Source organism: Mixta theicola, from assembly GCF_002895925.1.
GTDB classification, from domain to species: domain Bacteria; phylum Pseudomonadota; class Gammaproteobacteria; order Enterobacterales; family Enterobacteriaceae; genus Mixta; species Mixta theicola.
In genome coordinates, this window is sequence record NZ_NWUO01000008.1 from 175991 (window position 1) to 200423 (window position 24433).

Annotated in this window: 22 protein-coding genes and 1 rRNA gene; 16 read left to right on the top strand and 7 right to left on the bottom strand. The window is 54.8% G+C overall.

The features are described from left to right. Nucleotides 1-343 precede the first annotated feature (343 nt). From COO59_RS12610 to COO59_RS12625, 4 genes are all read right to left on the bottom strand, one after another. Nucleotides 344-820, bottom strand: a complete 477-nt coding sequence (locus COO59_RS12610; protein WP_103060141.1) for a YehS family protein — start codon at nt 818-820, stop codon at nt 344-346. A 164-nt stretch (nt 821-984) separates the two neighbouring features. Further along, the gene (locus tag COO59_RS12615; RefSeq protein WP_103060142.1) at nt 985-1416 is read right to left on the bottom strand and encodes an OsmC family protein; all 432 of its coding nucleotides are present in this window, start codon (nt 1414-1416) and stop codon (nt 985-987) included. Between the two features lie 110 nt (nt 1417-1526). Further along, nucleotides 1527-1949 carry a hypothetical protein gene (locus COO59_RS12620; protein WP_103060143.1) on the bottom strand — a complete coding sequence of 141 codons (423 nt, stop codon included), beginning with the start codon at nt 1947-1949 and terminating at the stop codon, nt 1527-1529. A 150-nt stretch (nt 1950-2099) separates the two neighbouring features. Beyond that, nucleotides 2100-2435, bottom strand: coding sequence for a DUF2002 family protein (locus COO59_RS12625; RefSeq protein WP_103060144.1), 336 nt, complete (start codon nt 2433-2435; stop codon nt 2100-2102). A 403-nt stretch (nt 2436-2838) separates the two neighbouring features. On the opposite strand from COO59_RS12625, the gene nrdH reads away from it, so the two are divergent. The 11 genes from nrdH (at nt 2839) to emrB (ending at nt 15718) form a co-directional block, all read left to right on the top strand. Continuing rightward, entirely contained in the window at nt 2839-3066 is a 228-nt protein-coding gene (gene nrdH, locus COO59_RS12630) for a glutaredoxin-like protein NrdH (protein WP_103060145.1), read from the top strand. A 4-nt stretch (nt 3067-3070) separates the two neighbouring features. After that, complete coding sequence (gene nrdI, locus COO59_RS12635) at nt 3071-3475, top strand: class Ib ribonucleoside-diphosphate reductase assembly flavoprotein NrdI (RefSeq protein WP_103060146.1); 405 nt, start codon at nt 3071-3073, stop codon at nt 3473-3475. Next, nucleotides 3448-5583 carry a class 1b ribonucleoside-diphosphate reductase subunit alpha gene (nrdE, locus tag COO59_RS12640; RefSeq protein WP_103060147.1) on the top strand — a complete coding sequence of 712 codons (2136 nt, stop codon included), beginning with the start codon at nt 3448-3450 and terminating at the stop codon, nt 5581-5583. The genes nrdI and nrdE overlap by 28 nt, the downstream gene beginning before the upstream one ends. 21 nt (nt 5584-5604) lie before the next feature. Next, the gene (gene nrdF, locus COO59_RS12645) at nt 5605-6567 is read left to right on the top strand and encodes a class 1b ribonucleoside-diphosphate reductase subunit beta (RefSeq protein ID WP_205960867.1); all 963 of its coding nucleotides are present in this window, start codon (nt 5605-5607) and stop codon (nt 6565-6567) included. 381 nt (nt 6568-6948) lie between these two features. After that, a complete protein-coding gene (proV, locus tag COO59_RS12650; RefSeq protein ID WP_103060149.1) occupies nt 6949-8145 on the top strand; it encodes a glycine betaine/L-proline ABC transporter ATP-binding protein ProV in 1197 nt (398 codons plus the stop codon). Then, nucleotides 8142-9281, top strand: a complete 1140-nt coding sequence (gene proW / locus COO59_RS12655; protein ID WP_103060150.1) for a glycine betaine/L-proline ABC transporter permease ProW — start codon at nt 8142-8144, stop codon at nt 9279-9281. Before proV ends, proW begins: the two co-directional genes overlap by 4 nt. Nucleotides 9282-9363: 82 nt before the next feature. Next, a complete protein-coding gene (gene proX, locus COO59_RS12660) occupies nt 9364-10359 on the top strand; it encodes a glycine betaine/L-proline ABC transporter substrate-binding protein ProX (RefSeq protein WP_103060151.1) in 996 nt (331 codons plus the stop codon). Nucleotides 10360-10666: 307 nt separating this feature from the next. Continuing rightward, nucleotides 10667-11851 (top strand): MFS transporter, encoded by a 1185-nt coding sequence (locus tag COO59_RS12665; protein ID WP_103060152.1) that lies wholly within the window; start codon nt 10667-10669, stop codon nt 11849-11851. 454 nt (nt 11852-12305) lie between these two features. Then, complete coding sequence (gene mprA / locus COO59_RS12670) at nt 12306-12839, top strand: transcriptional repressor MprA (RefSeq protein ID WP_103060153.1); 534 nt, start codon at nt 12306-12308, stop codon at nt 12837-12839. Nucleotides 12840-12992: 153 nt separating this feature from the next. Further along, nucleotides 12993-14168, top strand: a complete 1176-nt coding sequence (emrA, locus tag COO59_RS12675; protein ID WP_103060154.1) for a multidrug efflux MFS transporter periplasmic adaptor subunit EmrA — start codon at nt 12993-12995, stop codon at nt 14166-14168. Between the two features lie 14 nt (nt 14169-14182). After that, nucleotides 14183-15718 (top strand): multidrug efflux MFS transporter permease subunit EmrB, encoded by a 1536-nt coding sequence (emrB, locus tag COO59_RS12680; RefSeq protein ID WP_103060155.1) that lies wholly within the window; start codon nt 14183-14185, stop codon nt 15716-15718. A gap of 59 nt (nt 15719-15777) precedes the next feature. Here the strand turns inward: emrB and COO59_RS12685 are convergent, their stop codons facing one another. Next, the gene (locus tag COO59_RS12685; RefSeq protein ID WP_103060168.1) at nt 15778-16848 is read right to left on the bottom strand and encodes a tRNA/rRNA methyltransferase; all 1071 of its coding nucleotides are present in this window, start codon (nt 16846-16848) and stop codon (nt 15778-15780) included. A 201-nt stretch (nt 16849-17049) separates the two neighbouring features. On the opposite strand from COO59_RS12685, the gene trxC reads away from it, so the two are divergent. From trxC to COO59_RS12710, 5 genes are all read left to right on the top strand, one after another. Next, the gene (trxC, locus tag COO59_RS12690) at nt 17050-17469 is read left to right on the top strand and encodes a thioredoxin TrxC (RefSeq protein ID WP_103060156.1); all 420 of its coding nucleotides are present in this window, start codon (nt 17050-17052) and stop codon (nt 17467-17469) included. An 80-nt stretch (nt 17470-17549) separates the two neighbouring features. Then, nucleotides 17550-18251 carry a tRNA-uridine aminocarboxypropyltransferase gene (locus tag COO59_RS12695; protein ID WP_103060157.1) on the top strand — a complete coding sequence of 234 codons (702 nt, stop codon included), beginning with the start codon at nt 17550-17552 and terminating at the stop codon, nt 18249-18251. Nucleotides 18252-18283: 32 nt separating this feature from the next. Beyond that, nucleotides 18284-20947: a bifunctional acetate--CoA ligase family protein/GNAT family N-acetyltransferase gene (locus COO59_RS12700; protein WP_103060158.1), complete on the top strand. Its 2664-nt coding sequence runs from the start codon at nt 18284-18286 to the stop codon at nt 20945-20947. A 103-nt stretch (nt 20948-21050) separates the two neighbouring features. Further along, nucleotides 21051-22406, top strand: a complete 1356-nt coding sequence (gene pssA / locus COO59_RS12705; RefSeq protein ID WP_103060159.1) for a CDP-diacylglycerol--serine O-phosphatidyltransferase — start codon at nt 21051-21053, stop codon at nt 22404-22406. Nucleotides 22407-22459: 53 nt separating this feature from the next. Next, a complete protein-coding gene (locus tag COO59_RS12710) occupies nt 22460-22777 on the top strand; it encodes a YfiM family lipoprotein (protein WP_103060160.1) in 318 nt (105 codons plus the stop codon). A 1-nt stretch (nt 22778) separates the two neighbouring features. On the opposite strand, the gene COO59_RS12715 is transcribed toward COO59_RS12710, so the two are convergent. After that, on the bottom strand, nt 22779-24083 hold the full coding sequence (locus tag COO59_RS12715) for an MFS family transporter (RefSeq protein ID WP_103060161.1): 1305 nt from the start codon (nt 24081-24083) through the stop codon (nt 22779-22781). Between the two features lie 225 nt (nt 24084-24308). After that, nucleotides 24309-24424 (bottom strand): 5S ribosomal RNA (gene rrf, locus COO59_RS12720). Between the last annotated feature and the right edge of the window lie 9 nt (nt 24425-24433).

Below are 24433 nucleotides of genomic sequence, written 5' to 3' on the forward strand. Positions count from 1 at the left end.
TCGCTAACTATTATTCTTTTCGTTTGCCCGGCCGTAGGCGCTTTCCCAACCTGAAAAAGCCCTACGCTTAAGACAGTTTTCCCTGAGCCAGTAAATGCCTGGGCGCGGTATCAGTCCCTGTCGGCTTCGCGGATAAAATGAAAAACGTAAAAAAACATTTCGCAACACTAATACGAATGAGAAATTTAATCATTTTCATTACGGATGTAAATAAGCATGACGGAATTGTCTTGAGCGTGCCTGATGAGCGAAAGCAAAAGGTAAAGATGCGGGTTTGGCGGGGAGAAGATGCGAAGCGTTCCCCGATAGTTGACCGGGGAAACGTTATCTGGCCTGAGGCCTTTTACCGTGCGTCTGCAGCCGGACGCAGGCGGGCGGTTAAGCCACGCAGGAAATAACGCAAGAACTGGTCACCGCATTCACGGTAATTTTTATGCTCCGGCGCGCGCATCATAGCGGTAATTTCCGGCATGGAGATACGGAACTGCTGAGAGGTCAGGATCGCCAGAATATCATCGCTTTTCAGCGCAAAGGCCACGCGCAACTTTTTGAGGATAATATTGTTATTTATGCGGCGATCGACTTTCAGCGGCGGCATGCTCTCATCTTTGCCGCGCTTATGGTAAATCAGACCGTTCAGGAAACAGCTCATCAGCACATCCGGGCAGGCAACAAAACCCTCTTCTTCCTCTTTCAGCAGATAGCTGGCCATCTGCTCAAGCGGGATCGCCGTATCGGCCAGCGCCAGGATCGCGAGCATATCGTTGTTGTTCAGCTTTAGCGTGTAGCGCAGGCTACGCAGTACGTCGTTGTTCATCATCGCGATGATTCCTTACCCTTCCGGCATTCAAAGCGGGCAGTATAGCGATCTCTGCGCTGATGACGAGCAAAACTGCACGCTTTTGGCGTAACGGAGAGCGGGCAAAAGCGGGGATTCGGCCTGAAACAGCCGCCCTGCAGATGCAGGCGCGGCAGGAGAAAGGATTAATTTTCCAGCTTGTAGTTCAGGGTGATTTCGGCATTCAGCACCTGTGAAACCGGGCAGCCCGCTTTTGCCTTATTGATGATTTCATCAAAGGCGGCGTTATCAATCCCCGGCAGCTTAATGCTGCTGTCGAGCGCAATCTTCGTGATGGCAAAGCCTTCGCCCTTTTTATCCAGCAACACGTCCGCCGTGGTATCGATACTCTGCGGCGTATGGCCTGCCTGACCCAGCATCATAGAGAGCGCCATTGAGAAGCAGGCGGCATGCGCGGCGCCGATTAACTCTTCCGGGTTGGTGCCGGGCTGATTTTCAAAACGGGTATTAAAACCGTACGGCTGCTGTTTCAGCGCGCCGCTTTCAGTAGAGACGGTGCCCTTACCGCTTTTAAGATCGCCTTCCCAGTGTGCCTGACCTTTCTTATGAATCGTCATCTTTCCTCCGGTTTTACTGAAATGTTCTATCAGTATAGTTAGCCTGCTGCGTATCGCCTGGCGGCAACATTTTTATTGCAGTGCCGTGCGCTGCCGTTGTTAACGGTTTATCAGCCGCCGCGCGCGCCAACCGGGTTGATCACCGGCTGAACCTGTGCCGGTTCAATGTTGTACATGCCGCCATAAAACGGATCCACCAGCAGCCAGCCTGGGAAGCCGCCCAATGGAATATTACCCAGGATATACCACAGGTTCGCCTTCTCCCTTAGCGGCAGCGTCAGCGGAACGTAGCCGGGCCGTTCCAGCATGACCCGATAGCTCTTTTTACCGAAATAGCTGCCGTTAGATTTCTCCAGTACCACGGTTTTTGGCGTCATTCCTTCCGCCACCGCACGTCCGCTCTCATCCTGGACGACAAAGGTTGCGCCCTGCGGAATCGAATCGATTCGCACGCTTTGGGTTTCCGAGCCGACAATAGCGGCACAGCCGCTGAGCAACGATGCCGCCGCCAGCGCCAGTAACAGGCGTTTCATACGCTTTCCTGAATTTTACGGTTTGGTACTAGTTTAATCGGCAACGCAACACTTTTCCTTAGCGCCCGGACTCCTTCCCTGGCGCTAAGGCGTCGTAAGACGTTATTGATAGCGGCGGTGGGCCGACGCCGCGAAACCGGCGGAAAGACTTTAATCGAACATACTTTGCAAATAGCGTTCCAGCGCGGCGCGGGAGCTAAACCCGTGCGGAATGCCGTAGTGATCCTGAGTAGCACCTACAAGGTACACAGGAAAGCGCGTGTAGTGATCGCAGGTCTTAATATCTGACGCCGGGTCCGCATAGTTCAGGCTTTTTTCTTTCAGCGTCGGATGAATGACCAGTGCGGTTCGCCCCAGGCGCGCTTCGCGGTTGACGTAAACATAGTTTTCGCCACGGCGATAGCCATAGGTCTTCGGCGTTACGGTATCCATTTCAAAACCCGCTTTTTCCAGAACGCGTGCCACCTCATCTGGTCGTAAATACATGCTTGATCCTCTTAATCTTATAAAGCTTCGCAACCTTACATCAGCGCAGCCGCCAGGAACATTCAGAATTATCCAGAAAGTCCGCGGCTGGAGACCTTTAGCGCTGCGCTTACCGGGAGTGGTTTACATAAGTATTACGTTATTCAGCAAAGGGGGAGGAAAAATGTCTAAACAAACAGTGAAAAATAATGATTTTGCCTGAAAAATTTTTCTCCAGCGCTGGTGCGCCCTGCGCCGCTATTTGCCGTTAGGCCTGAAGTCTACAGGGTTGAAAATGAAAAACTCTACATCTAGTATTCAAAACATCAACCACACACAATACCTTGTATTAACGCCGCAGCGGCTTTATCGCTGGCGCGTAATGTAGCACAGGGTTTCAGGACGATTAAGAGGAATACGAATCATGCTCATTACTGTTTACACTAAAAACAACTGCATGCAGTGTACCGCTACCAAAAACATTATGGATAAACAGGGAATGGCCTATCAGCTGATTAATCTGGACGACGAGCCGGGCGCTATCGAGAACCTGAAAGCGCTCGGCTACCGTCAGCTGCCGGTAGTGATGGCCGATGGCGATAGCTGGAGCGGTTTCCGCCCCGATAAGCTGATACGTCTGGCGCAGGGGTAATCCTATGCTGGTCTACTTTTCCAGCCAGTCGGAAAATACCCACAGGTTCATTACCCGACTTGGTTTGCCGGCGCGCCGTATTCCGTTAGATAAATCGCAGCGCCTGCGGGTGGATCGGCCTTTTATCCTGGTAGTGCCCAGCTACGGCGGCGGCAGCGCGCGCGGTGCCGTGCCATCCCAGGTTATTCAGTTTCTTAATGATGAAGCCAATCGTCGGCTGCTGCGCGGCGTGATTGCCGCGGGCAACCGCAACTTCGGCGCGGGCTTTTGCCTGGCCGGCGACATCATTGCGCAAAAATGTCAGGTTCCCTACCTTTACCGCTTCGAGCTAATGGGAACCGCCGACGATATCGCCAACGTTAAAGCGGGAGTGACCCAATTTTGGCAACAACAGACAGCCCACAGCTAACGCCCGATTATCATGCGCTGAACGCCATGCTTAATCTTTATGACGATCAGGGAAATATCCAGTTTGATAAAGATCGTGAGGCGGCGCGCCAGTTCTATCTGCAACAGGTGATCCCCAACAGCGTGCCTTTCGACTTGCTGACGGCGCGGCTGCAGTATCTGGTGGCGGAAGGCTATTACGAAGCGGAGGTATTGAACGCTTATTCCTTTGAATTTGTCTGCCAGCTGTTTGAACGGGCGGCCGGTTGGGGCTTCCGCTTCCAGACCTTTTTAGGCGCCTGGAAATTTTTCACCAGCTATGCGCTCAAGACGTTCGACGGCAAGCGTTATCTGGAAGACTTCCCCGATCGCGTCTGCATGGTGGCGCTGACGCTGGCGCAGGGCGATAGCCGTTTAGCCACGGCGCTGATGGAAGAGATGCTTACCGGCCGCTTCCAGCCTGCAACCCCGACCTTCCTTAACTGCGGCAAACAGCAGCGCGGCGAGCTGGTTTCCTGCTTTTTATTGCGCATCGAAGATAATATGGAGTCGATTGGCCGCGCGGTAAACTCCGCTTTGCAGCTGTCAAAACGCGGCGGCGGCGTGGCCTTTCTGTTATCTAACCTGCGCGAAGCCGGTGCGCCGATTAAGCGTATTGAAAATCAGTCTTCCGGCGTGATCCCGGTGATGAAGATGCTGGAAGACGCTTTTTCCTACGCCAATCAGCTGGGCGCGCGTCAGGGCGCCGGGGCGGTTTATCTGCATGCACATCATCCCGATATTCTGCGTTTTCTTGATACCAAACGGGAAAACGCGGATGAGAAGATCCGCATTAAAACCCTGTCGCTCGGCGTGGTGATCCCGGATGTTACTTTCCGCCTGGCGAAAGAGAACCAGCCTATGGCGCTGTTCTCGCCGTATGACGTGGAGCGCCTGTATGGTCAGGCGTTTGCCGATGTTAGCATCAGCGAGAAATATGATGAGATGCTGGCGGATGAGCGTATCCGCAAAACTTTTATTAATCCGCGCGAGTTCTTCCAGACGCTGGCGGAGATCCAGTTCGAATCGGGCTATCCCTATATTATGTTCGAAGATACGGTTAACCGCACCAATCCGGTGCAGGGCCGCATCAATATGAGCAATCTCTGTTCGGAAATCCTGCAGGTGAACGCCCCCTCCAGCTACCATGACGACCTCGGCTATCGCCAGGTCGGTAAGGATATTTCCTGTAATCTCGGCTCGCTGAATATTGCCCACGCGATGGATTCCGGCAACCTGGCGCGTACCGTTGAGATCGCGGTGCGCGGCCTTAGCGCCGTATCGGATATGAGCCACATTCATTCGGTGCCTTCGATAGAGCATGGCAATGCGCAGTCGCATGCCATTGGCCTGGGCCAGATGAACCTGCACGGCTACCTGGCGCGTGAAGGGATCGCCTACGGCTCGCCGGAAGCGCTGGATTTTACCAATCTCTACTTTTACTGCGTCACCTGGCACGCGCTACGCACCTCAAACCAGCTGGCGCGGGAACGGCAGCAGCGCTTTGCGGGTTTTGAGCAGTCGCGCTACGCCAGCGGCGACTATTTTACGCCGTATATCGAGCAGGCCTGGCTACCGCGTACCGAACGCATCGCACGGCTGTTTGCCGAGGCGGGCATCGCCCTGCCGGACCAGGCGGACTGGACTGCGCTGCGTGAAGCGGTGATGCGCGACGGCCTGTATAACCAGAATCTGCAGGCGATCCCGCCAACCGGATCGATCTCTTATATCAATCACGCCACGTCGAGCATTCATCCCATCGTTTCGCGCATTGAAATTCGTAAAGAAGGCAAGACCGGACGCGTTTACTATCCGGCCCCCTTCCTGACCAATGAAAATTTTGCCGAATGGCAGGATGCGTATGAGATTGGCCCGGAGGCGATTATTGACACCTATGCGGAAGCGACGCGGCATGTCGATCAGGGGCTATCGCTGACGCTGTTCTTCCGCGATAACGTCACGACGCGCGACATTAACCGCGCGCAAATCTACGCATGGAAGAAAGGGATCAAAACCCTTTATTACATTCGCCTGCGACAGATGGCGCTGGAAGGCACTGAGGTGCAGGGCTGTGTTTCCTGCTCGCTATAAAATGAATTGATGGATCGAGTTATGCAAAACCTTAAGCACATCCAGGCGATAAACTGGAACCGTATCGAAGATGAGAAAGATCTGGAAGTCTGGAACCGTCTGACCACTAATTTCTGGCTGCCGGAAAAGGTGCCGCTCTCTAACGATCTGCCCGCGTGGAATAGCCTGAGCAAAACAGAGCAGCAGCTGACTATCCGCGTATTTACCGGCCTGACGCTGCTGGACACCTTGCAAAATAGCGTTGGCGCGCCGGCACTGATGGCCGATGCGCTGACGCCGCATGAAGAGGCGGTGATGTCCAATATCAGCTTTATGGAAGCGGTGCATGCGCGCTCTTACAGCTCGATTTTCTCTACGCTGTGCCCGGTTAACGATGTGGATGCGGCCTATGCCTGGAGCGAAAGCTGCGGCCCGCTGCAGAATAAAACCCGGCTGATCCACCAGCACTATTATGCCGACGATCCGCTGAAAAAGAAGATTGCCAGCGTCTTCCTTGAGTCGTTTCTCTTCTATTCCGGTTTCTGGCTGCCGATGTACTGGTCAAGCCGCGGCAAGCTCACCAATACCGCCGATCTTATCCGCCTGATTATTCGCGATGAGGCGGTACATGGCTATTATATCGGCTATAAGTACCAGAAAGGGCTACAAAAAATTGATCCCGCCCGGCGTGAAGCGCTGCAGCAGTTCGCCACTGAGCTGTTGCTGGCGCTTTATGATAACGAGCTGGCTTACACCGAGGCGCTGTATGGCGAAACGCCGTGGCTGGAGGAGGTAAAAGCCTTCCTGCACTATAACGCCAATAAGGCGCTGATGAATTTGGGTTATGACGCACTGTTCCCGGCGGAAATGACCCAGGTCAACCCGGCGATTTTAAGCGCGCTGTCGCCGAATGCCGATGAGAATCACGATTTCTTCTCCGGCTCCGGCTCCTCGTATGTGATGGGCAAAGCGGTGGATACTGAAGATGAGGACTGGGATTTTTAAATAATTATCGGGCGCGCATAAGCGCCCTTTTTCTTTTTCAGCGCTTCCGCATTAAACTTAATAATTATCTTCTCAGAACTTTCGCCAGAAATAATCGATTTTTCTGGCTTTATTACCTGCAACTCACCGCTGATTTTCATCGCAAATTAACGGCAAAAACGCGCATTCCCTCCAACAAATTTGATTTTTTTTAGCCCGCAATTATATCCCCGCAGCCCTTATCCCTTCTGACCTGACGCGAGACAAGCATCTCACAGCGTGATGACAAGCGCCGCGCAAAGGGTTGCCTGAGATTCTGAGTATGTTAGGGTATAGGCCGCTTTAATTCTACCAGGACGAGTATCATAGTAAATAATTAACTAACCAGGGCATTTAAATTGCATGGCAATTAAGTTAGAAGCAAAGAACCTTTATAAAGTATTTGGCGAAAATCCTGAACGTGCTTTTAAATATATTGATAAAGGCGTTAGCAAAGAAACGCTGTTGGAAAAAACCGGACTCTCTTTAGGCGTTAAAAATGCCAGTCTGGCCATTGAAGAAGGCGAGATATTTGTCATCATGGGGCTTTCCGGTTCGGGAAAATCCACCATGGTTCGCCTCCTCAATCGTCTGATAGAGCCGACGCGCGGCCAGGTGATTATTGACGGCGTCGATATTGCAAAAATATCCGACAGCGAGCTGCGTGAAGTACGACGAAATAAGATCAGTATGGTATTTCAGTCATTCGCCCTGATGCCGCATATGAACGTGCTAAATAATACCGCCTTCGGTATGGAATTAGCCGGCGTTCCGCAGCAGGAACGGCAGGAAAAAGCGCTGGAGGCGCTGCGTCAGGTCGGGCTGGAAAATTATGCGCATGCCTGGCCCGATGAATTATCTGGCGGTATGCGGCAGCGCGTTGGATTAGCACGCGCGCTGGCGATTAATCCCGATATTTTATTAATGGACGAGGCTTTTTCCGCGCTCGATCCTTTAATCCGCACCGAAATGCAGGATGAGCTGGTAAAGCTGCAGGCGAAACATCAGCGCACCATTATCTTTATTTCCCACGATCTTGATGAGGCGATGCGAATTGGCGATCGCATCGCCATTATGCAGGGCGGCGAAGTGGTGCAGGTCGGAACGCCGGATGAAATATTAAATAATCCCGCCAATGACTACGTGCGCACCTTTTTCCGCGGCGTTGATATTAGTCACGTGTTCAGCGCCAAAGATATTGCCCGCCGTGGCGCCAGCGCGCTGATACGTAAAGCACCGGGTTTTGGTCCGCGTTCAGCGATAAAGCTGCTGCAGGATGAAGACCGGGAATATGGCTACGTGCTGGAAAAACAAAAATTTGTTGGCGTGGTTTCCACCGATTCGCTGAAGGCGGCGCTGGCTGCCGGCGCGGGCATTGACGCCGCGATCCTCTCTGCGCCTGCCGCTGTGCCTGGCGATATGTCCCTGAATGAACTGCTGTCGCACGTGGCCCAGGCGCCGTGCGCCGTGCCGATTGTCGGCGAAGAGAATCAGTACATCGGGGTTATTTCTAAAGGCACGCTGTTACAGGCATTAGATCGTGAGGGGAATCAGCCATGAGTCAGACAACGAACAATCCGTGGGAAAATGCATCATCGCAGCCGGCGGCAACCGATACGGCCAGCGATCCCTGGAGCAGCGCGCCCGCTGACGGCGGCGCGGCTCAGCCTACCAGCGGCGGCGACGCCTGGGGTTCGCCCTCCGATGCGGCAGGCGGCCATGATGCCGCCGCCAGCAGCAGCGACTGGCTAAACAGCGCGCCCGCGCCGCAGGCGGAACATTTTAATGTGCTGGATCCGTTTCATCACACTCTGATCCCGCTCGACAGCTGGGTTACGCACGGGATCGACTGGATCGTCAGTCATTTCCGCCCGCTGTTTCAGGGGATCCGCATTCCGGTGGACTATATCCTTAGCGCTTTCCAGCAGCTGCTGCTGGGAATGCCCGCGCCGGTCGCTATCGTGCTGTTTGCGCTTATTGCCTGGCAGCTTTCCAGCTTCAGCATGGGCGTCGCCACGCTTATTTCACTGGTGCTGATTGGCGCTATCGGCGCCTGGTCACAGGCGATGGTTACGCTGGCGCTGGTATTAACCGCCCTGCTGTTCTGTATTGCTATCGGCCTGCCGCTTGGCATCTGGCTGGCACGCAGTGAACGCGCCGGACGCATTATTCGCCCGCTGCTGGATGCGATGCAAACCACGCCGGCCTTCGTTTATCTGGTACCGATTGTCATGCTGTTTGGTATCGGCAACGTGCCGGGCGTAGTGGTAACCATTATCTTTGCCCTGCCGCCGATTGTGCGCCTTACCGTTCTTGGCATTAAACAGGTGCCGGCGGATTTAATTGAGGCGGCGGAATCGTTTGGCGCTAACCCGCGTCAAATGCTGTTTAAAGTGCAGCTGCCGCTGGCGATGCCGACGATTATGGCAGGCGTGAATCAGACGCTAATGCTGGCGCTGTCGATGGTGGTTATCGCTTCGATGATTGCGGTCGGCGGCCTGGGGCAAATGGTGCTGCGCGGCATTGGCCGTCTCGATATGGGGCTGGCCACCGTTGGCGGCGTTGGTATCGTTATCCTCGCGATTATCCTCGATCGCCTGACGCAGTCCTTTGGCCGCAACAGACGAAGCCGCGGCAACCAACGCTGGTACGCCACCGGCCCGCTGGGTTTACTGACCCGTCCCTTTATTAAATAACGTCCTGGCGGCGCTGCACGCCCATGCGGCATCGCTGCACGCCGCTCCGTTATTGTCTGATAACAATTAATAAGGAATCGCTATGCGCAAAACAGCCCTTCTGGCCGCCGTTCTGACATCGCTGGCTACCGTGCCGGCCTTCGCCGCTGATTTACCCGGTAATGGCATTACCGTTAAGCCGATACAAAGCACCATTTCTGAAGAGAGCTTCCAGACGCTGCTGGTCAGCCGCGCGCTGGAAAAGCTGGGCTACCGCGTCGAGAAGCCGAGCGAAGTGGATTATAACGTTGGCTATACCTCGATCGCTTCCGGCGACGCCACCTTTACCGCCGTAAACTGGCAGCCGCTGCACGACGATATGTATCGCGCCGCCGGAGGCGATAAAGCGTTTTATCGTCAGGGAACGTATGTTACCGGCGCCGCGCAGGGCTACCTGATCGACAAGAAAACCGCTGAGAAGTATCACATTACCCGCATCGATCAGCTCAAAGATGAGAAGCTGGCGCGGCTGTTTGATACCAATGGCGACGGCAAAGCGGATATGACCGGCTGCGCGCCAGGCTGGGGCTGCGAGGCGGTGATCCTGCATCAGAATAAGGCCTTTGGCCTGAGCAACACCGTTGAGCCGAATATGGGAAATTATGCCGCCATGATGGCTGATACCCTTGCCCGCTATAAGCAAGGCAAACCGATTCTCTATTACACCTGGACACCGTACTGGATCAGCGACGTTCTGGTTCCCGGCCGCGATGTAGTCTGGCTGCAGGTGCCGTTCTCCTCCATGCCGGGCGCGCAGAAAGAGATAAATACCCAGCTGCCGAACGGCGCTAACTACGGTTTCCCGGTCAGCACCATGCATATCGTCGCTAACAAAGCCTGGGCTGAGAAAAACCCGGCGGCGGCGCGCCTGTTTGCTGAGATGAAGCTGCCGATTGCCGATATCAACGCGCAGAACTCGCGGATGCATCAGGGCCAGTCCTCTGAACAGGCGATTAACGCTCACGTTGACGGCTGGATTAAAGCCCATCAGGCGCAGTTCGATCGCTGGATCGACGATGCGAAAGCCGCAGCACAATAGTCTGTTAAAAATTAATAACGGTGGGCCTACGCCGGGCGTTCAGTCAGACGGCTCCTGAGCTCAGGGCGCGGGAAGCCCGGGCGGAAGAGTAAAGCGCCCCGCGCGGGCAGTTTGTCAGCAGACTGACGGGCAACGTATGTTGCCCGTTTTTTATTTATCCTGCCTTTATATCAGCTAAAGGTTACGCTGGCGCTGATGAACATAAACCAAACTGGTATGTTCTGTTAAATGTAACCAACAATGAAATAGTTTTTTGGGTTACTATTAGTCGCGACGAATTATCAACTGTGCTTATTGCTTATTGCTTATGAATTCAACATCCCAGGGGCTTAGCCCAACGCTGGTGGCCCTGATGTCAATCGCCACGGGACTGGCGGTGGCCTGTAACTATTACGCGCAGCCCCTGCTGGATACCATTGCCCGCAGCTTTAACCTGTCGGTTAATCAGGCCGGTTTCATTGTCACCACCGCTCAGCTCGGCTATGCCGCCGGTCTCTTGCTGCTGGTGCCGCTTGGCGATCGCCTGGAGCGACGCGGGCTGATTGTCGGCATGAGCCTGCTGGCGGCGGGCGGCATGGTGATTACCGCGCTTTCTGGCAGCCTCGGCATGATGCTGCTGGGCACCGCGCTGACCGGCCTGTTTTCCGTCGTCGCTCAGCTGCTGGTGCCGCTGGCGGCCACGCTCGCCGCACCGGAAAAACGTGGCAAAGTAGTGGGAACCGTGATGAGCGGCCTACTGCTCGGTATTCTGCTGGCCCGAACCGTTGCTGGCGCACTGGCGCAGCTGGGCGGCTGGCGGGCAGTATTCTGGGTAGCCAGCGTACTGATGGTGCTGATGGCACTGGCGCTGTGGCGAGGATTGCCGCGCTATCGTCAAACGGTGGCGCTTAGCTATCCCCAGCTGCTCGGTTCTATTTTCCGTCTCTATGCCCAAACACGCGTTATCCGCACCCGCGCCATTATTGGCTGCCTCTCCTTCGCTAACTTCAGCGTGCTCTGGACCTCCATGGCCTTTTTACTCGCCGCTCCGCCTTTTAACTATTCCGAAGGCGAAATCGGCCTGCTGGGCCTGGCGGGCGCGGCTGGAGCATTGGCGGCGCGGCAGGCTGGCTCGCTGGCGGATCGGGGCAAGGCGCGCCTGACCACCACGCTGGGATTGCTGATTATGCTGGGCTCATGGGGTTTAACCGCGTTAGGCGCTCATTCACTGGTGGCCCTGATTGCCGGCATTATTCTGCTCGATTTAGCGGTACAGGGCGTTCACATCACCAACCAGAGCGTGATCTACCGGCGCATGCCCGAAGCACGCAACCGACTTACGGCTGGCTACATGACCAGCTACTTTATCGGCGGCGCCGCTGGCTCGTTGATTTCCGCCAGCGCTTATCATTTTGCTGGCTGGTATGGCGTCTGTATCGCCGGAGTGCTATTAACTTTGCTTAATCTGTTGAGCTGGTGGCAGGGCCATCGCTACGAAGATCACAATAATTAATCGCCAAAATGTAAATAGCCATTTTTTTCAGTAACGACAGGCTATAAAGCCGTAACCCACTCTGGTATGGTTAGCGGTAAATTTATTCAACATAGTTATCTTTTCGTAAGCAATTATTCAGGTAATGGAAAGAATATTGCTGTCAGAAGGATAAAGCCCGCACAAAACTGGCAGCGGCTATTAGCCTGCCACATTAGCGGCAAACAAGATTTATCACCCAAAACGGTGCGTTTTGGGTTTATTTTGCTCTGCTGCCCCGCTTCGCCCAACGGCGACGCTATCAGAGCTACGGCATCAGAGGGTTATGCTGCCTGACCTTCGGTTTATGGAGTGAGCCGAAAACTTTAGATGATGACGTTGCGATCGTATGAGCCATCGCTACTGATAAAGATGTTCATGTCTGTTTCGTCATTGCCATTACTATACCAGTTGCAACTAATGAGGTTCCTTTAAGATGGAAAGTTCGTTTACTCCCATTGAACAGATGCTGAATATTCGCGCTACACGTCATAAAGATTTTCCGCTCCACGAAATCGTACTGACGCGTCTGTGTATGCACATGCAGAGCAAGCTGTTGGATAATCGCAACAAGATGCTGAAAGCTCAGGGGATTAACGAGACACTGTTTATGGCGTTGATTACGCTGGACGCCCAGGAAAACCAAAGCATCCAGCCTTCTGAACTGAGCGCCGCGCTGGGCTCTTCCCGTACTAACGCCACGCGTATCGCCGATGAGCTGGAAAAGCGCGGCTGGATTGAGCGCCGCGAAAGCGATAACGATCGTCGTTGTCTGCATCTGCACCTGACGGAAAAAGGCAACGCCTTCCTGCGCCAGGTGCTGCCGCCGCAGCATCAGAGCCTGCAGTATCTGTGGTCTTCCCTGTGCAGCAGCGAAAAAGCGCAGCTGGAAAGCCTGACGCGTAAGTTACTGAACCGTCTTGACCAGATGGATGAAGAAGACGTTATTTCTTCCCTCTCCTGCCAATAGCAATTCCTGCGACACAATCACGCTCAGAAACCGTTATTTTAATTCCCTTTTGTCCATGCCAGCGCTATCGCTGGCATTTTAGGCTCGGGTCCCTGCACACATGGAAAGGCGCGCCCCGAAATAGATATATACGTGGAAAACGTGGAGAGAAGCATGAGTGCGAATGCGGAAACGCAACAACCGCTACAGCCAGCCAATAAAAAGAAAAAACGTAAAGGTGCGTTAATTTTTCTGGCTGTTTTGTTTGTTCTGGTTGGTATTGCTTATTTGATTTACTGGGCATTGGTGCTGCGCCATTTTGAAGAAACTGATGATGCCTATGTGGCAGGCAATCAGGTACAAATCATGTCTCAGGTGGCCGGCAGCGTAAATAAAATCGGGTTTGATAACACCGATTTTGTGAAAAAAGGCGATGTGCTGGTGACGCTGGATAAAACCGATGCCGAACAGGCGTTTGAAAAAGCGCAAACCGCCCTGGCCACCAGCGTACGTCAGACGCATCAGCTGATGATTAACGGCAAACAGTATCAGGCAACGATTCAGCTGCAGCAAACCGCGCTGGAGCAGGCGCAGGCGGACCTGAAACGCCGCGAGCCGCTGGGCGCCTCTAACCTGATTGGACGCGAAGAGCTGCAACATGCGCGCGATGCGGTCGCCACCGCGAAAGCGCAGCTGGATGTGGCGGTACAGCAGTACAACGCCAACCAGGCGGCTATTCTGAATACCTCGCTGGAAAACCAGCCGGCGGTAAAGCAGAACGCCGCCGCGCTGCGTGACGCCTGGCTGGCCTTACAGCGCACCGAAATTCGCAGCCCCATCGACGGTTATGTCTCACGCCGTAGCGTTCAGGTCGGCGCGCAGATCTCCACCACTACGCCGCTGATGGCCGTTGTGCCGGCCACCGGCATTTGGGTTGACGCCAACTTTAAAGAAACCCAACTGGCCGGCGTGCGCATTGGTCAGCCAGCAACGGTGGTCAGCGATATTTATGGCGACGACGTGGTCTATCACGGCAAAGTGGTCGGTCTGGATATGGGTACCGGCAGCGCCTTCTCGCTGCTGCCGGCGCAGAACGCTACCGGTAACTGGATTAAAGTCGTCCAGCGTTTACCGGTACGTATCGAGCTGGATGCCAAAGAAGTGGCCGATCATCCGCTGCGCATTGGTCTTTCCACGCTGGTAAAAGTGGATACCGCCAGTAAAGAAGGCAGCGTGCTGGCTTCCCAGGCGCGTCAGTCGCCCGCTTATCAGAGCGATGCGCTGGCGATCGATCTGGCGCCGGTGAATCAGTTAATCAGCGAGATTATTCGCGCGAATGCGGGCGAATAATGCGGGAGGCTGTTATGGCAAAAAAGCCGCTTGAAGGCGCTCAGCTGGTTCTGATGACCATCGCGCTGTCGCTGGCGACCTTTATGCAGGTGCTGGATTCCACTATCGCCAACGTTGCCATTCCGACCATCGCCGGGAATCTCGGCGCCTCGAACTCGCAGGGTACATGGGTTATCACTTCGTTTGGCGTGGCGAATGCGATCTCCATTCCGATTACCGGCTGGCTGGCGAAGCGTATAGGCGAGGTGAAGCTGTTTGTCTGGTCAACCATCGCCTTTGCCGTCGCCTCCTTTCTGTGCGGGGTGGCGGATAGCCTGACGATGCTGATTCTGTTCCGCGTGATTCAGGGGCTGGTTGCCGGCCCGCTGATCCCGCTGTCGCAGAGTTTGCTGTTAAGCAACTATCCGCCGGCGAAACGCAGTATCGCCCTGTCGCTATGGGCGATGACGGTGGTGGTGGCGCCGATCTGCGGGCCGATCCTCGGCGGCTGGATCAGCGATAACTATCACTGGGGCTGGATTTTCTTTATTAACGTGCCCATCGGTATCGTGGTCACTATCCTGACGCTGCAAACGCTGCGTAACCGTGAAACCAAAACCGAAATTCGGCCAATCGATACGGTGGGCCTGGTTTTACTGGTGGTCGGCATCGGTGCGCTGCAGATCATGCTGGATCGCGGGCGCGAACTGGACTGGTTCAGCTCTACGGAAATTATCGTGCTAACGGTGATTGCGGTGGTGTCGCTGGCGGTGCTGTTCGTCTGGGAGATGACCGACGATCATCCGGTGGTAGATCTGACGCTGTTCAAATCACGTAACTTTACCATCGGCTGTTTGTCGATAAGCCTGGCCTACATGCTCTACTTCGGCTCAATTGTGCTGCTGCCGCAGCTGCTGCAGGAAGTGTATGGCTATACGGCAACCTGGGCCGGGCTGGCTTCCGCGCCGGTAGGGATTTTCCCGGTGATCCTGTCGCCGATTATCGGGCGCTTTGCCCATAAGATCGATATGCGACGCCTGGTCACCTTCAGCTTTATTATGTATGCCATCTGCTTTTACTGGCGCGCCTATACCTTCGAACCGGGGATGGATTTTGGCGCATCCGCCTGGCCGCAGTTTATTCAGGGGCTGGCAGTGGCCTGCTTCTTTATGCCACTGACCACCATTACGCTGTCCGGACTGCCGCCGGAACGTCTGGCCGCCGCATCCAGCCTGTCGAACTTTTTGCGTACCCTGGCCGGTTCGATTGGAACATCGATTACCACTACCATGTGGACCAATCGCGAGTCGATGCATCACAGCTATTTCGCCGAGTCGGTTAATCCTTATAACGGCAATGCACAGGAAGCCTATCAGCAGCTGGAACAGCTGGGAATGACGCAGCAGCAGGCTTCAGGCTATATCGCTCAGCAGATTACCAATCAGGGGCTGATTATCTCCGCCAATGAGATTTTCTGGGCCTCCGCCGGGATCTTTCTGATACTGCTGGCGCTGATTTGGTTTGCCCGTCCTCCCTTCACCTCCGGCGGCGGCGGTGGCGGCGCTCACTGATTTTCAGCAATAAAAAAACGGGCTTAATGCCCGTTTTTCTTTATCTGCCAAAGCGCGGCTTAGTGGTTCTGTCGCCACCACTCCGCCAACAGAATGCCGGTTGCGACCGAAACGTTCAGGCTTTCTACCTTACCGGTGCCGTCAATCGACACGCTCAGATCGCCCTGCTGCAGTGCGGATTCAGTCAGGCCATCACTCTCTTGCCCCAGCACCAGCACCATTTTCGCCGGCAGTTTTGCCTGCGTTAACGGCGTGCTGCCTTTGTGGCTGGAGGTGGTAACGATGGTATAACCCGCATTACGGAAGGCTTCCAGCCCGGCGACAAAGCTTTTTGCGCTGAGCGCCTGCACGTGCTCGGCGCCGCCTTCAGCGGTACGTACCGCAGCGCCCGACTCCAGCACCGCCGCATCGTCCACCAGCAGCCCTTTTACGCCAAAATGCGCGCTGCTGCGCATAATGCCGCCGATGTTGTGCGGATTGCCGATGTTTTCCAGCGCCAACACGCAATCCTGTTCACGATCCGTTGCCAGCCAGTCGCTTACCGGCGTGCCAACGCGTTTTTTAATCAGGAAGCAGACGCCGCCATGATGCTCGGTACCGGAGGCTTTCTCCAGTTCGTCCTCATCCACCACGTGATAGGCTTTGCGGTTGGCCGCCAGCCAGCGCAGCGCATCGCGGAAACGCGGCGTAACGCTCTGGACGAACCAGGCGCGAACGATGCACTCCGGACGGCTCAGAAACAGCGCCTGACAGGCGTTTTCACCATAGACGCGGGTTTCTTCCAGACGCTGACGACGCAGCTGGCCCGGATCGATAAAGCTTTTACCGCTGATGCCGCCATGATCGGGCTTAGCCTCTTCGTTCGGCGCGCGGGAAACGGTACGCCACGGCGACTCGCCGCGCGGCAGTTCATCGCGGTCACGATCGCGCTCGCGATCGCCACGGAACTTACCGCCGCGTGCCGGGCTTTCAGACTGGCGCGATGGACGACGGCTTCCTTCCTGACGGTCAGCGCCGGGCCTGCTGCCTTTGCCCGTACGGGGATTTTGTCCGCGTTTATCATTGTTATCATCACCGCGAACATACATCACTTTGACTTTGCCGCTTTTACCTTTGAATTCGTCGTTCATCTGTTCCTCCACCTGCTGAGCGCGAAGCGCGAAGATTACCTGAAGCCCAGGCTGTATACCATCAACTTCCGCCAAAAGTCGCTAACTATTATACTTATTGACCATTCCATGTTGTTGCTTCATAGCGCGCGATTGATAATTGAGCTTACGCATAAAATTAGCAGTTTAATGCGCCGTTAACGATAAACCCTGAGGTGATAAATGAATACGGTATGTGCATCCTGTCAGGCAACGAACCGCGTTCCACAAGAGCGCATTGCCGATGGAGCAAAGTGTGGCCGCTGCGGTAACGAGCTGTTTGACGGTGAAGTCGTCAATGCCACCACCCACACGCTGGATAAATATCTGCAGGACGATCTGCCGGTAGTGGTTGATTTTTGGGCGCCCTGGTGCGGTCCCTGCGTCAACTTTGCCCCCATTTATGAAGACGTAGCCAGCGAGCGCAGCGGCAAAGTGCGCTTTCTGAAGGTGAATACCGAGGCCGAGCCCGCGCTCAGCGCCCGCTTCCGCATTCGCAGCATTCCTACCATTATGCTGTTTAAGCAGGGCGAACTGGCCGATATGTTGAACGGCGCCATGCCGAAAGTGCCGTTTAACGAGTGGCTGGACGAAGCGCTGTAATGATAGCGGCTGACCATGTCAGCCGCGCTACGCTTCCTGCCGACTTCCCGCTACAATGGCGTTTTTGCCAGCTCAATGTCATGACTCATAACGCCGTTTTACGCCTGCGCGCCGAGCGCCTGGCGCGCGCTACCCGTCCTTTTCTCGCCCGTGGCAATCGCGTTCATCGCTGCCAGGGCTGCCTGCTGCCGCAAAAGCTCTGCCTGTGCGGTGAAGTTTCCATGCAATCCGCGCGCAGCCGCTTTTGCCTGGTGATGTTTGATACCGAACCGATGAAGCCAAGCAATACCGGACGCCTGATTGCCGATATTCTTCCCGATACCCAGGCTTTTGGCTGGTCACGCACCGAGCCCGATCCGGCGCTGCTGGCCGCGGTAGCAAACAGTGGCTATCAACCGATGGTGGTGTTTCCGGAATCCTACGCCGCCCACGATCGTCCGGTGTTGAATCATCCGCCGCTAAGCGGTAAGCCGCCGCTGTTTATTATGCTGGACGGCACCTGGACTGAGGCGCGGAAAATGTTTCGTAAAAGTCCGTGGCTGGATGCGTTGCCGGTAATGTCGTTACGCCTGACCACGCCTTCCGGCTATACGCTGCGTGAAGCGCACGGCGCCGGTCAGCACTGTACCGCCGAGGTCGCTGCCGAACTGCTGCGCCAGGCGGGCGATGACGCCGCCGCTCAGGCGCTCAGCGCGCATTTTACGCTGTTTCGCCAGCGCTATCTGGCAGGAAAGCCTCATCATCCGGCCCATCTCACGGCAGACGAAACAGAAAGCGTTTAGACTCAGCTTAATTATTGCCTGAGGGACGGGAAATGAGCCAACGTGGTCTGGAAGCGCTGTTACGACCGAAATCTATCGCCGTTATCGGCGCCTCGATAAAGCCAGGGCGCGCGGGTTACCTGATGATGCGCAACCTGCTGGCCGGCGGCTTTAGCGGCCCGGTTCTGCCCGTTACGCCAAAATATAAGGCGGTATCGGGCGTTCTCGCCTGGCCGGATATTACAAGTTTGCCGTTTGCCCCTGAGCTGGCGGTTATCTGTACCAATGCCAGCCGTAATCTTGCCCTGTTACAGCAGCTGGGTGAGAAAGGCTGTAAAGCCTGCATTATTCTCTCCGCGCCGCAAAGCCAGCTGCCAGAGCTGAAAGCCTGCGCCAGCCGCTGGCAAATCCGTCTGCTTGGCCCTAACAGTCTCGGCCTGTTAGCGCCGTGGCAGGGGCTTAATGCCAGTTTCTCTCCGGTTCCTATTTTAAAAGGCAAGCTGGCCTTTGTTTCACAGTCGGCTGCCGTTTCCAATACCATTCTCGACTGGGCGCAGCAGCGTCAGCTCGGCTTCTCCTGGTTTATCGCGCTGGGCGACAGCCTGGATACCGATATTGACGATCTGCTCGATTTCCTGGCGCGTGACGGTAAGACCAGCGCCATCCTGCTCTATCTGGAGCATTTAAGCGATGCGCGCCGTTTTGTTTCCGCCGCCCGTAGCGCCTCGCGCAATAAACCGATTCTGGTGATTAAAAGCGGCCGGAGTCCGCAGGCCCAGGCTCTGTTGAAGACGCACGCCGGGCTGGATGCTGCCTGGGACGCCGCCATTCAGCGAGCGGGCCTGCTGCGGGTGCAGGATACCCATGAGCTGTTCTCAGCGGTGGAAACGTTAAGCCATATGCGTCCGCTGCGCGGCGAGCGGTTGATGATCGTCAGCAACGGCGCTGCGCCCGCCGCGCTGGCGCTGGATGCGCTACAGTCGCGCAGCGGCAAGCTGGCCCAGCCTGATGACGCGACGCTGGCGGCGCTACGTGCGCAGCTTCCCGTTGAAATTACCCCGGATAATCCACTCGATCTGAAAGATGACGCCACGCCGGAACGCTATTTGCAGGCGGTTTCCGCGCTGCTCGACTGTCATGAGCTGGATGCGCTGATGATTATCCATGCGCCCAGCGCCGTTGCGCCCGCCACCGAAACCGCGCAGCGGCTGATAGAGCTGATTAAACAGCATCCGCGCGGTAAAAGCCTGACGTTGTTGACCAACTGGTGCGGCGAATATTCTTCGCTGGAAGCGCGTCGGGCGTTTAGCGATGCGGCGATCCCCACCTATCGCACCCCAGAAGGCACGGTGACGGCCTTTATGCATATGGTCGAATATCGTCGTAACCAAAAGCAGCTACGCGAAACGCCCGCCTTGCCGGCCACCCTGAAACAGGATACCGCTTACGCTCATCAGCTGATTCAGCAGGCGTTAGACGAAGGGGCCACCCAGCTGGATACCCATGAGGTGCAGGCTATTTTACAGGCCTATGGCCTGACTACGCTGCCGACCTGGATCGCTGGCGACAGCGCTGAAGCCGTCCATATCGCCGGTCAAATCGGCTATCCCGTCGCCCTGAAGCTGCGATCGCCGGATATTCCCCATAAGTCTGATGTTCAGGGCGTCATGCTTTATCTGCGTACCCCCAGCGAAGTTCAGCAGGCGGCCGATGCCATTATCGATCGGGTAAAGCTGGCCTGGCCACAGGCAAGGATCCACGGATTATTGGTACAGAGCATGGCGAATCGCGCCGGAGCCCAGGAGCTGCGGATTGTGGTTGAGCAGGATCCGCTGTTTGGCCCGGTGATTATGCTGGGCGAAGGCGGCGTGGAGTGGCAGGCGGATCGACATGTGGCCGTGGCGCTGCCGCCGCTCAATATGACGCTGGCGCGCTATCTGGTTATTCAGGCGATTAAAAGCGGTAAGATCCGCGGACGTAGCGCGTTGCGATCGCTGGATACCGCAGCGCTGAGCCAGGTGCTGGTACAGGTTTCTAACCTGATTGTGGATTGCCCGGAGATCCAGCGGCTCGATATTCATCCGCTACTGGCCGCTGGCGATGAGTTTACCCTGCTGGACGTTACTCTGACGCTGGCCAGCTTCAACGGCGTGAATGAATCGCGGCTGGCTATTCGCCCTTATCCGCATACGCTGGAAGAGTGGATCACCATGAAAAACGGTGAGCGCTGCCTGGTTCGCCCCATTCTGCCGGAAGATGAACCGCTGCTGCAGCGCTTTATCGCTCAGGTAACGAAAGAAGATCTTTACTACCGTTATTTTAGCGAGATCAATGAGTTTACCCATGAGGATTTAGCCAATATGACGCAAATCGACTACGATCGAGAAATGGCTTTTGTTGCCGTTCGCGAGCAACAGGGCGAAAAGGCGATTATTGGCGTTACCCGGGCGATTTCTGATGCCGACAATACCGATGCCGAGTTCTCTATACTGGTGCGCTCGGATTTAAAAGGACTGGGACTTGGCAGGCGCCTGCTGGAAAAAATGCTGGTTTATACGCGTAGTCATGGTCTGTTGCAGTTAAATGGTATTACCATGCCCAATAACCAGGGCATGATTACCCTGGCGAAAAAGCTGGGATTCAGCGTGGATGTGCAGCTGGAGGAGGGTATTGTTAGCCTGCGTCTGCCTCTTACTCACGCTGGCGAGCAACATTAACCCGAAGATCGCCCTTTGCACCGAGTTAATGTTAATATTGTCGGTTAGAACCATGATTTTATGGCAGAAGACCACTCAATGAATAGAGAAGAAGCGCACTGTGATGTTGTCTAAACTTAAGCGCAATAAACACCAACAACACCTTGCACAGCTGCCCAAACTGTCTCAGTCAGTTGCTGATGTAACTACGCTTTACTCACCATCCGAGTTCCGCGCTACGCTGCTGGAGAAAATCGCCAGCGCTACGCAGCGCATCTGCATTGTGGCGCTCTATCTGGAAAATGATGACGCCGGACGCGCCGTTCTGTCCGCGCTTTACGCCGCCAGGCGCGTGCGCCCGGAACTGGATATTAGCATACTGGTTGACTGGCACCGGGCACAGCGTGGCCGTATTGGCGATGCGAAAGGCGTGACTAACGCTGACTGGTATTGCGATATGGCCAGCCAGCATTCGGATATTGCTATTCCGGTATACGGCATTCCGGTCAATACCCGTGAAGCGCTGGGCGTACTGCATCTGAAAGGCTTTATCATCGATGATACGCTGCTCTATAGCGGCGCCAGCATTAATGATGTCTATCTGCATCAACATGATAAATATCGCTACGATCGCTATCAGCTGATCCGTAATCCGCAGTTAGCCGATACCATGTTTGAGTGGATCGATCGCAACCTGAAAAATGCGGAAGCGGTCCATCGGCTCGATCGTTATGAACGACCAAAAAGCCCGGAAATTAAAAATGAAACTCGCCAGTTCCGTCAGGATCTACGCGGCTTTGACTATCATTTTACCGCCAATGCCGGTAACGAAGAGCTGGCGGTGACGCCGCTGGTTGGGCTGGGAAAACGCAGCCTGTTAAATAAAACCATCTATCATTTGATGCCCTGTACGGAACAGAAGCTGACGCTCTGTACGCCTTATTTTAATCTGCCCGCAATTCTGGTGCGAAATATCATCTGGCTGCTGCGTCAGGGAAAGGAAGTGGAAATTATCGTCGGCGATAAAACGGCAAATGATTTTTATATTCCTGAAGATCAGCCATTTAAGATTATCGGCGCGCTGCCCTATTTATACGAGATTAATCTGCGACGTTTCCTGAGCAGGCTGCAATATTACGTCAGTAACGGTCAGCTGACCGTGCGCCTGTGGAAAGATGGTGAAAACAGCTATCACCTGAAAGGAATGTGGGTGGATGAGGAATGGATGCTGATTACCGGCAATAACCTTAATCCGCGCGCCTGGCGCCTGGATCTGGAAAATGCGGTGCTGATCCACGATCCGCTACAGCAGTTGGCGGAGCAGCGCGAGCATGAACTGATGCTGATTCGCCAACATACCAGCGTGGTAAAACACTTCCGCGATCTCAACAGTATTGCCGACTATCCGGTAAAAGTGCGTAAGCTGATCAGGCGTCTGCGCCGTATCAGGATCGATCGTCTGATAAGCCGTATCCTGTAAGCGACAGGATGCAATAACGCGCCTTAATGCATTTTTCAGGTTCAGGAGCGGCGATGCGAATAGCGTTAGTTTTATGCTTATGCTGTACAGGCTGTAGCCATATGGCGCAGGATCGCTGGACCGGCCAGGATAAGGCCCAGCATTTTATTGGCTCTGCGTTTCTCGCGGCCGCCGGCAATGAATATGGACAGCAGCAAAACTGGTCGCAGCATCGCAGCAACAGTTTCGGATTGATGTTCGCTTTCAGCCTCGGCGCGGCTAAAGAATTGTATGACAGCCGCCCCGAGGGAAGCGGCTGGAGCTGGAAGGATTTAAGCTGGGATATTGCCGGCGCAGCGGCCGGCTTCGCGCTTTGGAATTTGGGTAATTAGCTTAGAGTTTCATGCCCTGCCCTTTGCGGTGCAGCATCAACGATACCAGTAGCGCCAGCGCGCCCATCGCCGAAACATACCAGAAAAAATAAGTCTCATGACCCACCGCTTTGAGCGATAGCGCTACATATTCCGCCGATCCGCCAAAAACAGCGTTCGCTACGGCATAAGAAAGACCCACGCCCAGCGCGCGTACTTCCGGTGGAAACATCTCTGCTTTCACTATCCCGCTAATAGAGGTGTAAAAGCTGGTGATCAATAACGCCAGCATTACTAATATGAACATCAGCCAGCCGCTTTCGTTGTTCTGTAACAGCGTAAGAATCGGCACCGTACACAGGGTGGCGCCAGCGCCAAAAATGAGCATTGAATTACGACGCCCAATTTTGTCTGATAACGCGCCCATTAGCGGCTGGATTAGCATAAAAATAAACAGCGCCAGCGTCATTAACGCACTGGCGCTTTTTGCATCCATACCAGCGGTGTTGACTAAATATTTTTGCATATAGGTGGTGAAGGTATAGAAGCTAAGCGATCCGCCAGCGGTAAAACCTAACACCATTAAAAAAGCACGACGATGTTTCCATAAACCACGTAGCCGTCCCGCATCCTGGTGCTGTCGGGTTTTATTGCTGGTCGTTTCGTTTAACGAGCGCCGCAGAAATAGCGCAACTATCGCCAGCACCGCGCCCAGAGCGAAGGGAATACGCCATCCCCAGCTGCGAAGCGCTTCCGGCGTCAGCAAATTCTGTAGTACCACCACGGTAAGCAGCGCCAGTAGCTGGCCACCAATTAAGGTAACGTACTGAAATGAGGCGTAATAACCTTTGCGCCCCTCTATCGCGACCTCGCTCATATAGGTAGCGCTGGTGCCATATTCCCCGCCAACTGATAACCCCTGAAACAGACGAGCCAGCAGCAGCAGTATCGGCGCCCAAATTCCTAACGTGGCGTAGCCAGGTAAACAGGCGATTACCAGCGAACCAAAACACATCATACAGACGGAAATCAGCATAGAGGTTTTACGGCCATGGCGGTCGCCAATCCAGCCAAAAAGCCATCCACCAATCGGCCGCATCAAAAAGCCCGCAGCAAAAACACCGGCAGTTTGTACCAGTTGCGTAGTGGTGTCACCCATTGGAAAAAAAATGTGCGCAAAATAGAGGGAGCAAAAAGAGTAAACGTAGAAATCAAACCATTCGACAAGATTGCCTGAAGATGCGCCGATAATTGCGCGTATACGGGCTTTGCTTGACGCTCCTGCGAGTTCTGCGGTTTGTTTGCTATTGGTTATCACATCAGCCATGTTATGCCTCACTGTGGTTCCTTGCTGCCTAAAAGGCCAAAAGGTCAGTAAAACATTAAAGCGTGATGTTAAGAAAATGTTTTGTATGCAGACGGCAGGTTTTGTGACGCGGCGGGAATTAACGTTTCCCGTTAGGCTTAAATGATGAGGAAAACTGATGATTATCTGCGAATGCCAGACACGAAAAAGCCCCAGCTTTCGCTGAGGCTCTGTCGTTTATTTGATGCCTGGCAGTTCCCTACTCTCGCATGGGGAAGCCCCACACTACCATCGGCGCTGCGGCGTTTCACTTCTGAGTTCGGCATGGGGTCAGGTGGGACCACCGCGCTCTCGCCGCCAGGCAAATTCTG

What these genes read in the sequence shown, in the direction of transcription:
- nrdF (WP_205960867.1), top strand. Translation starts at nt 5,605, where the DNA reads ATGCAAAACCTTAAGCACATCCAGGCGATAAACTGGAACCGTATCGAA.
- COO59_RS12665 (WP_103060152.1), top strand. Translation starts at nt 10,667, where the DNA reads ATGAATTCAACATCCCAGGGGCTTAGCCCAACGCTGGTGGCCCTGATG.
- mprA (WP_103060153.1), top strand. Translation starts at nt 12,306, where the DNA reads ATGGAAAGTTCGTTTACTCCCATTGAACAGATGCTGAATATTCGCGCT.
- COO59_RS12715 (WP_103060161.1), bottom strand. Translation starts at nt 24,083, where the DNA reads ATGGCTGATGTGATAACCAATAGCAAACAAACCGCAGAACTCGCAGGA.
- COO59_RS12615 (WP_103060142.1), bottom strand. Translation starts at nt 1,416, where the DNA reads ATGACGATTCATAAGAAAGGTCAGGCACACTGGGAAGGCGATCTTAAA.
- COO59_RS12700 (WP_103060158.1), top strand. Translation starts at nt 18,284, where the DNA reads ATGAGCCAACGTGGTCTGGAAGCGCTGTTACGACCGAAATCTATCGCC.
- pssA (WP_103060159.1), top strand. Translation starts at nt 21,051, where the DNA reads ATGTTGTCTAAACTTAAGCGCAATAAACACCAACAACACCTTGCACAG.
- emrA (WP_103060154.1), top strand. Translation starts at nt 12,993, where the DNA reads ATGAGTGCGAATGCGGAAACGCAACAACCGCTACAGCCAGCCAATAAA.
- COO59_RS12695 (WP_103060157.1), top strand. Translation starts at nt 17,550, where the DNA reads ATGACTCATAACGCCGTTTTACGCCTGCGCGCCGAGCGCCTGGCGCGC.
- COO59_RS12685 (WP_103060168.1), bottom strand. Translation starts at nt 16,848, where the DNA reads ATGAACGACGAATTCAAAGGTAAAAGCGGCAAAGTCAAAGTGATGTAT.
- proX (WP_103060151.1), top strand. Translation starts at nt 9,364, where the DNA reads ATGCGCAAAACAGCCCTTCTGGCCGCCGTTCTGACATCGCTGGCTACC.
- proV (WP_103060149.1), top strand. Translation starts at nt 6,949, where the DNA reads ATGGCAATTAAGTTAGAAGCAAAGAACCTTTATAAAGTATTTGGCGAA.
- COO59_RS12620 (WP_103060143.1), bottom strand. Translation starts at nt 1,949, where the DNA reads ATGAAACGCCTGTTACTGGCGCTGGCGGCGGCATCGTTGCTCAGCGGC.
- emrB (WP_103060155.1), top strand. Translation starts at nt 14,183, where the DNA reads ATGGCAAAAAAGCCGCTTGAAGGCGCTCAGCTGGTTCTGATGACCATC.
- nrdH (WP_103060145.1), top strand. Translation starts at nt 2,839, where the DNA reads ATGCTCATTACTGTTTACACTAAAAACAACTGCATGCAGTGTACCGCT.
- proW (WP_103060150.1), top strand. Translation starts at nt 8,142, where the DNA reads ATGAGTCAGACAACGAACAATCCGTGGGAAAATGCATCATCGCAGCCG.
- COO59_RS12710 (WP_103060160.1), top strand. Translation starts at nt 22,460, where the DNA reads ATGCGAATAGCGTTAGTTTTATGCTTATGCTGTACAGGCTGTAGCCAT.
- COO59_RS12610 (WP_103060141.1), bottom strand. Translation starts at nt 820, where the DNA reads ATGATGAACAACGACGTACTGCGTAGCCTGCGCTACACGCTAAAGCTG.
- nrdI (WP_103060146.1), top strand. Translation starts at nt 3,071, where the DNA reads ATGCTGGTCTACTTTTCCAGCCAGTCGGAAAATACCCACAGGTTCATT.
- COO59_RS12625 (WP_103060144.1), bottom strand. Translation starts at nt 2,435, where the DNA reads ATGTATTTACGACCAGATGAGGTGGCACGCGTTCTGGAAAAAGCGGGT.
- trxC (WP_103060156.1), top strand. Translation starts at nt 17,050, where the DNA reads ATGAATACGGTATGTGCATCCTGTCAGGCAACGAACCGCGTTCCACAA.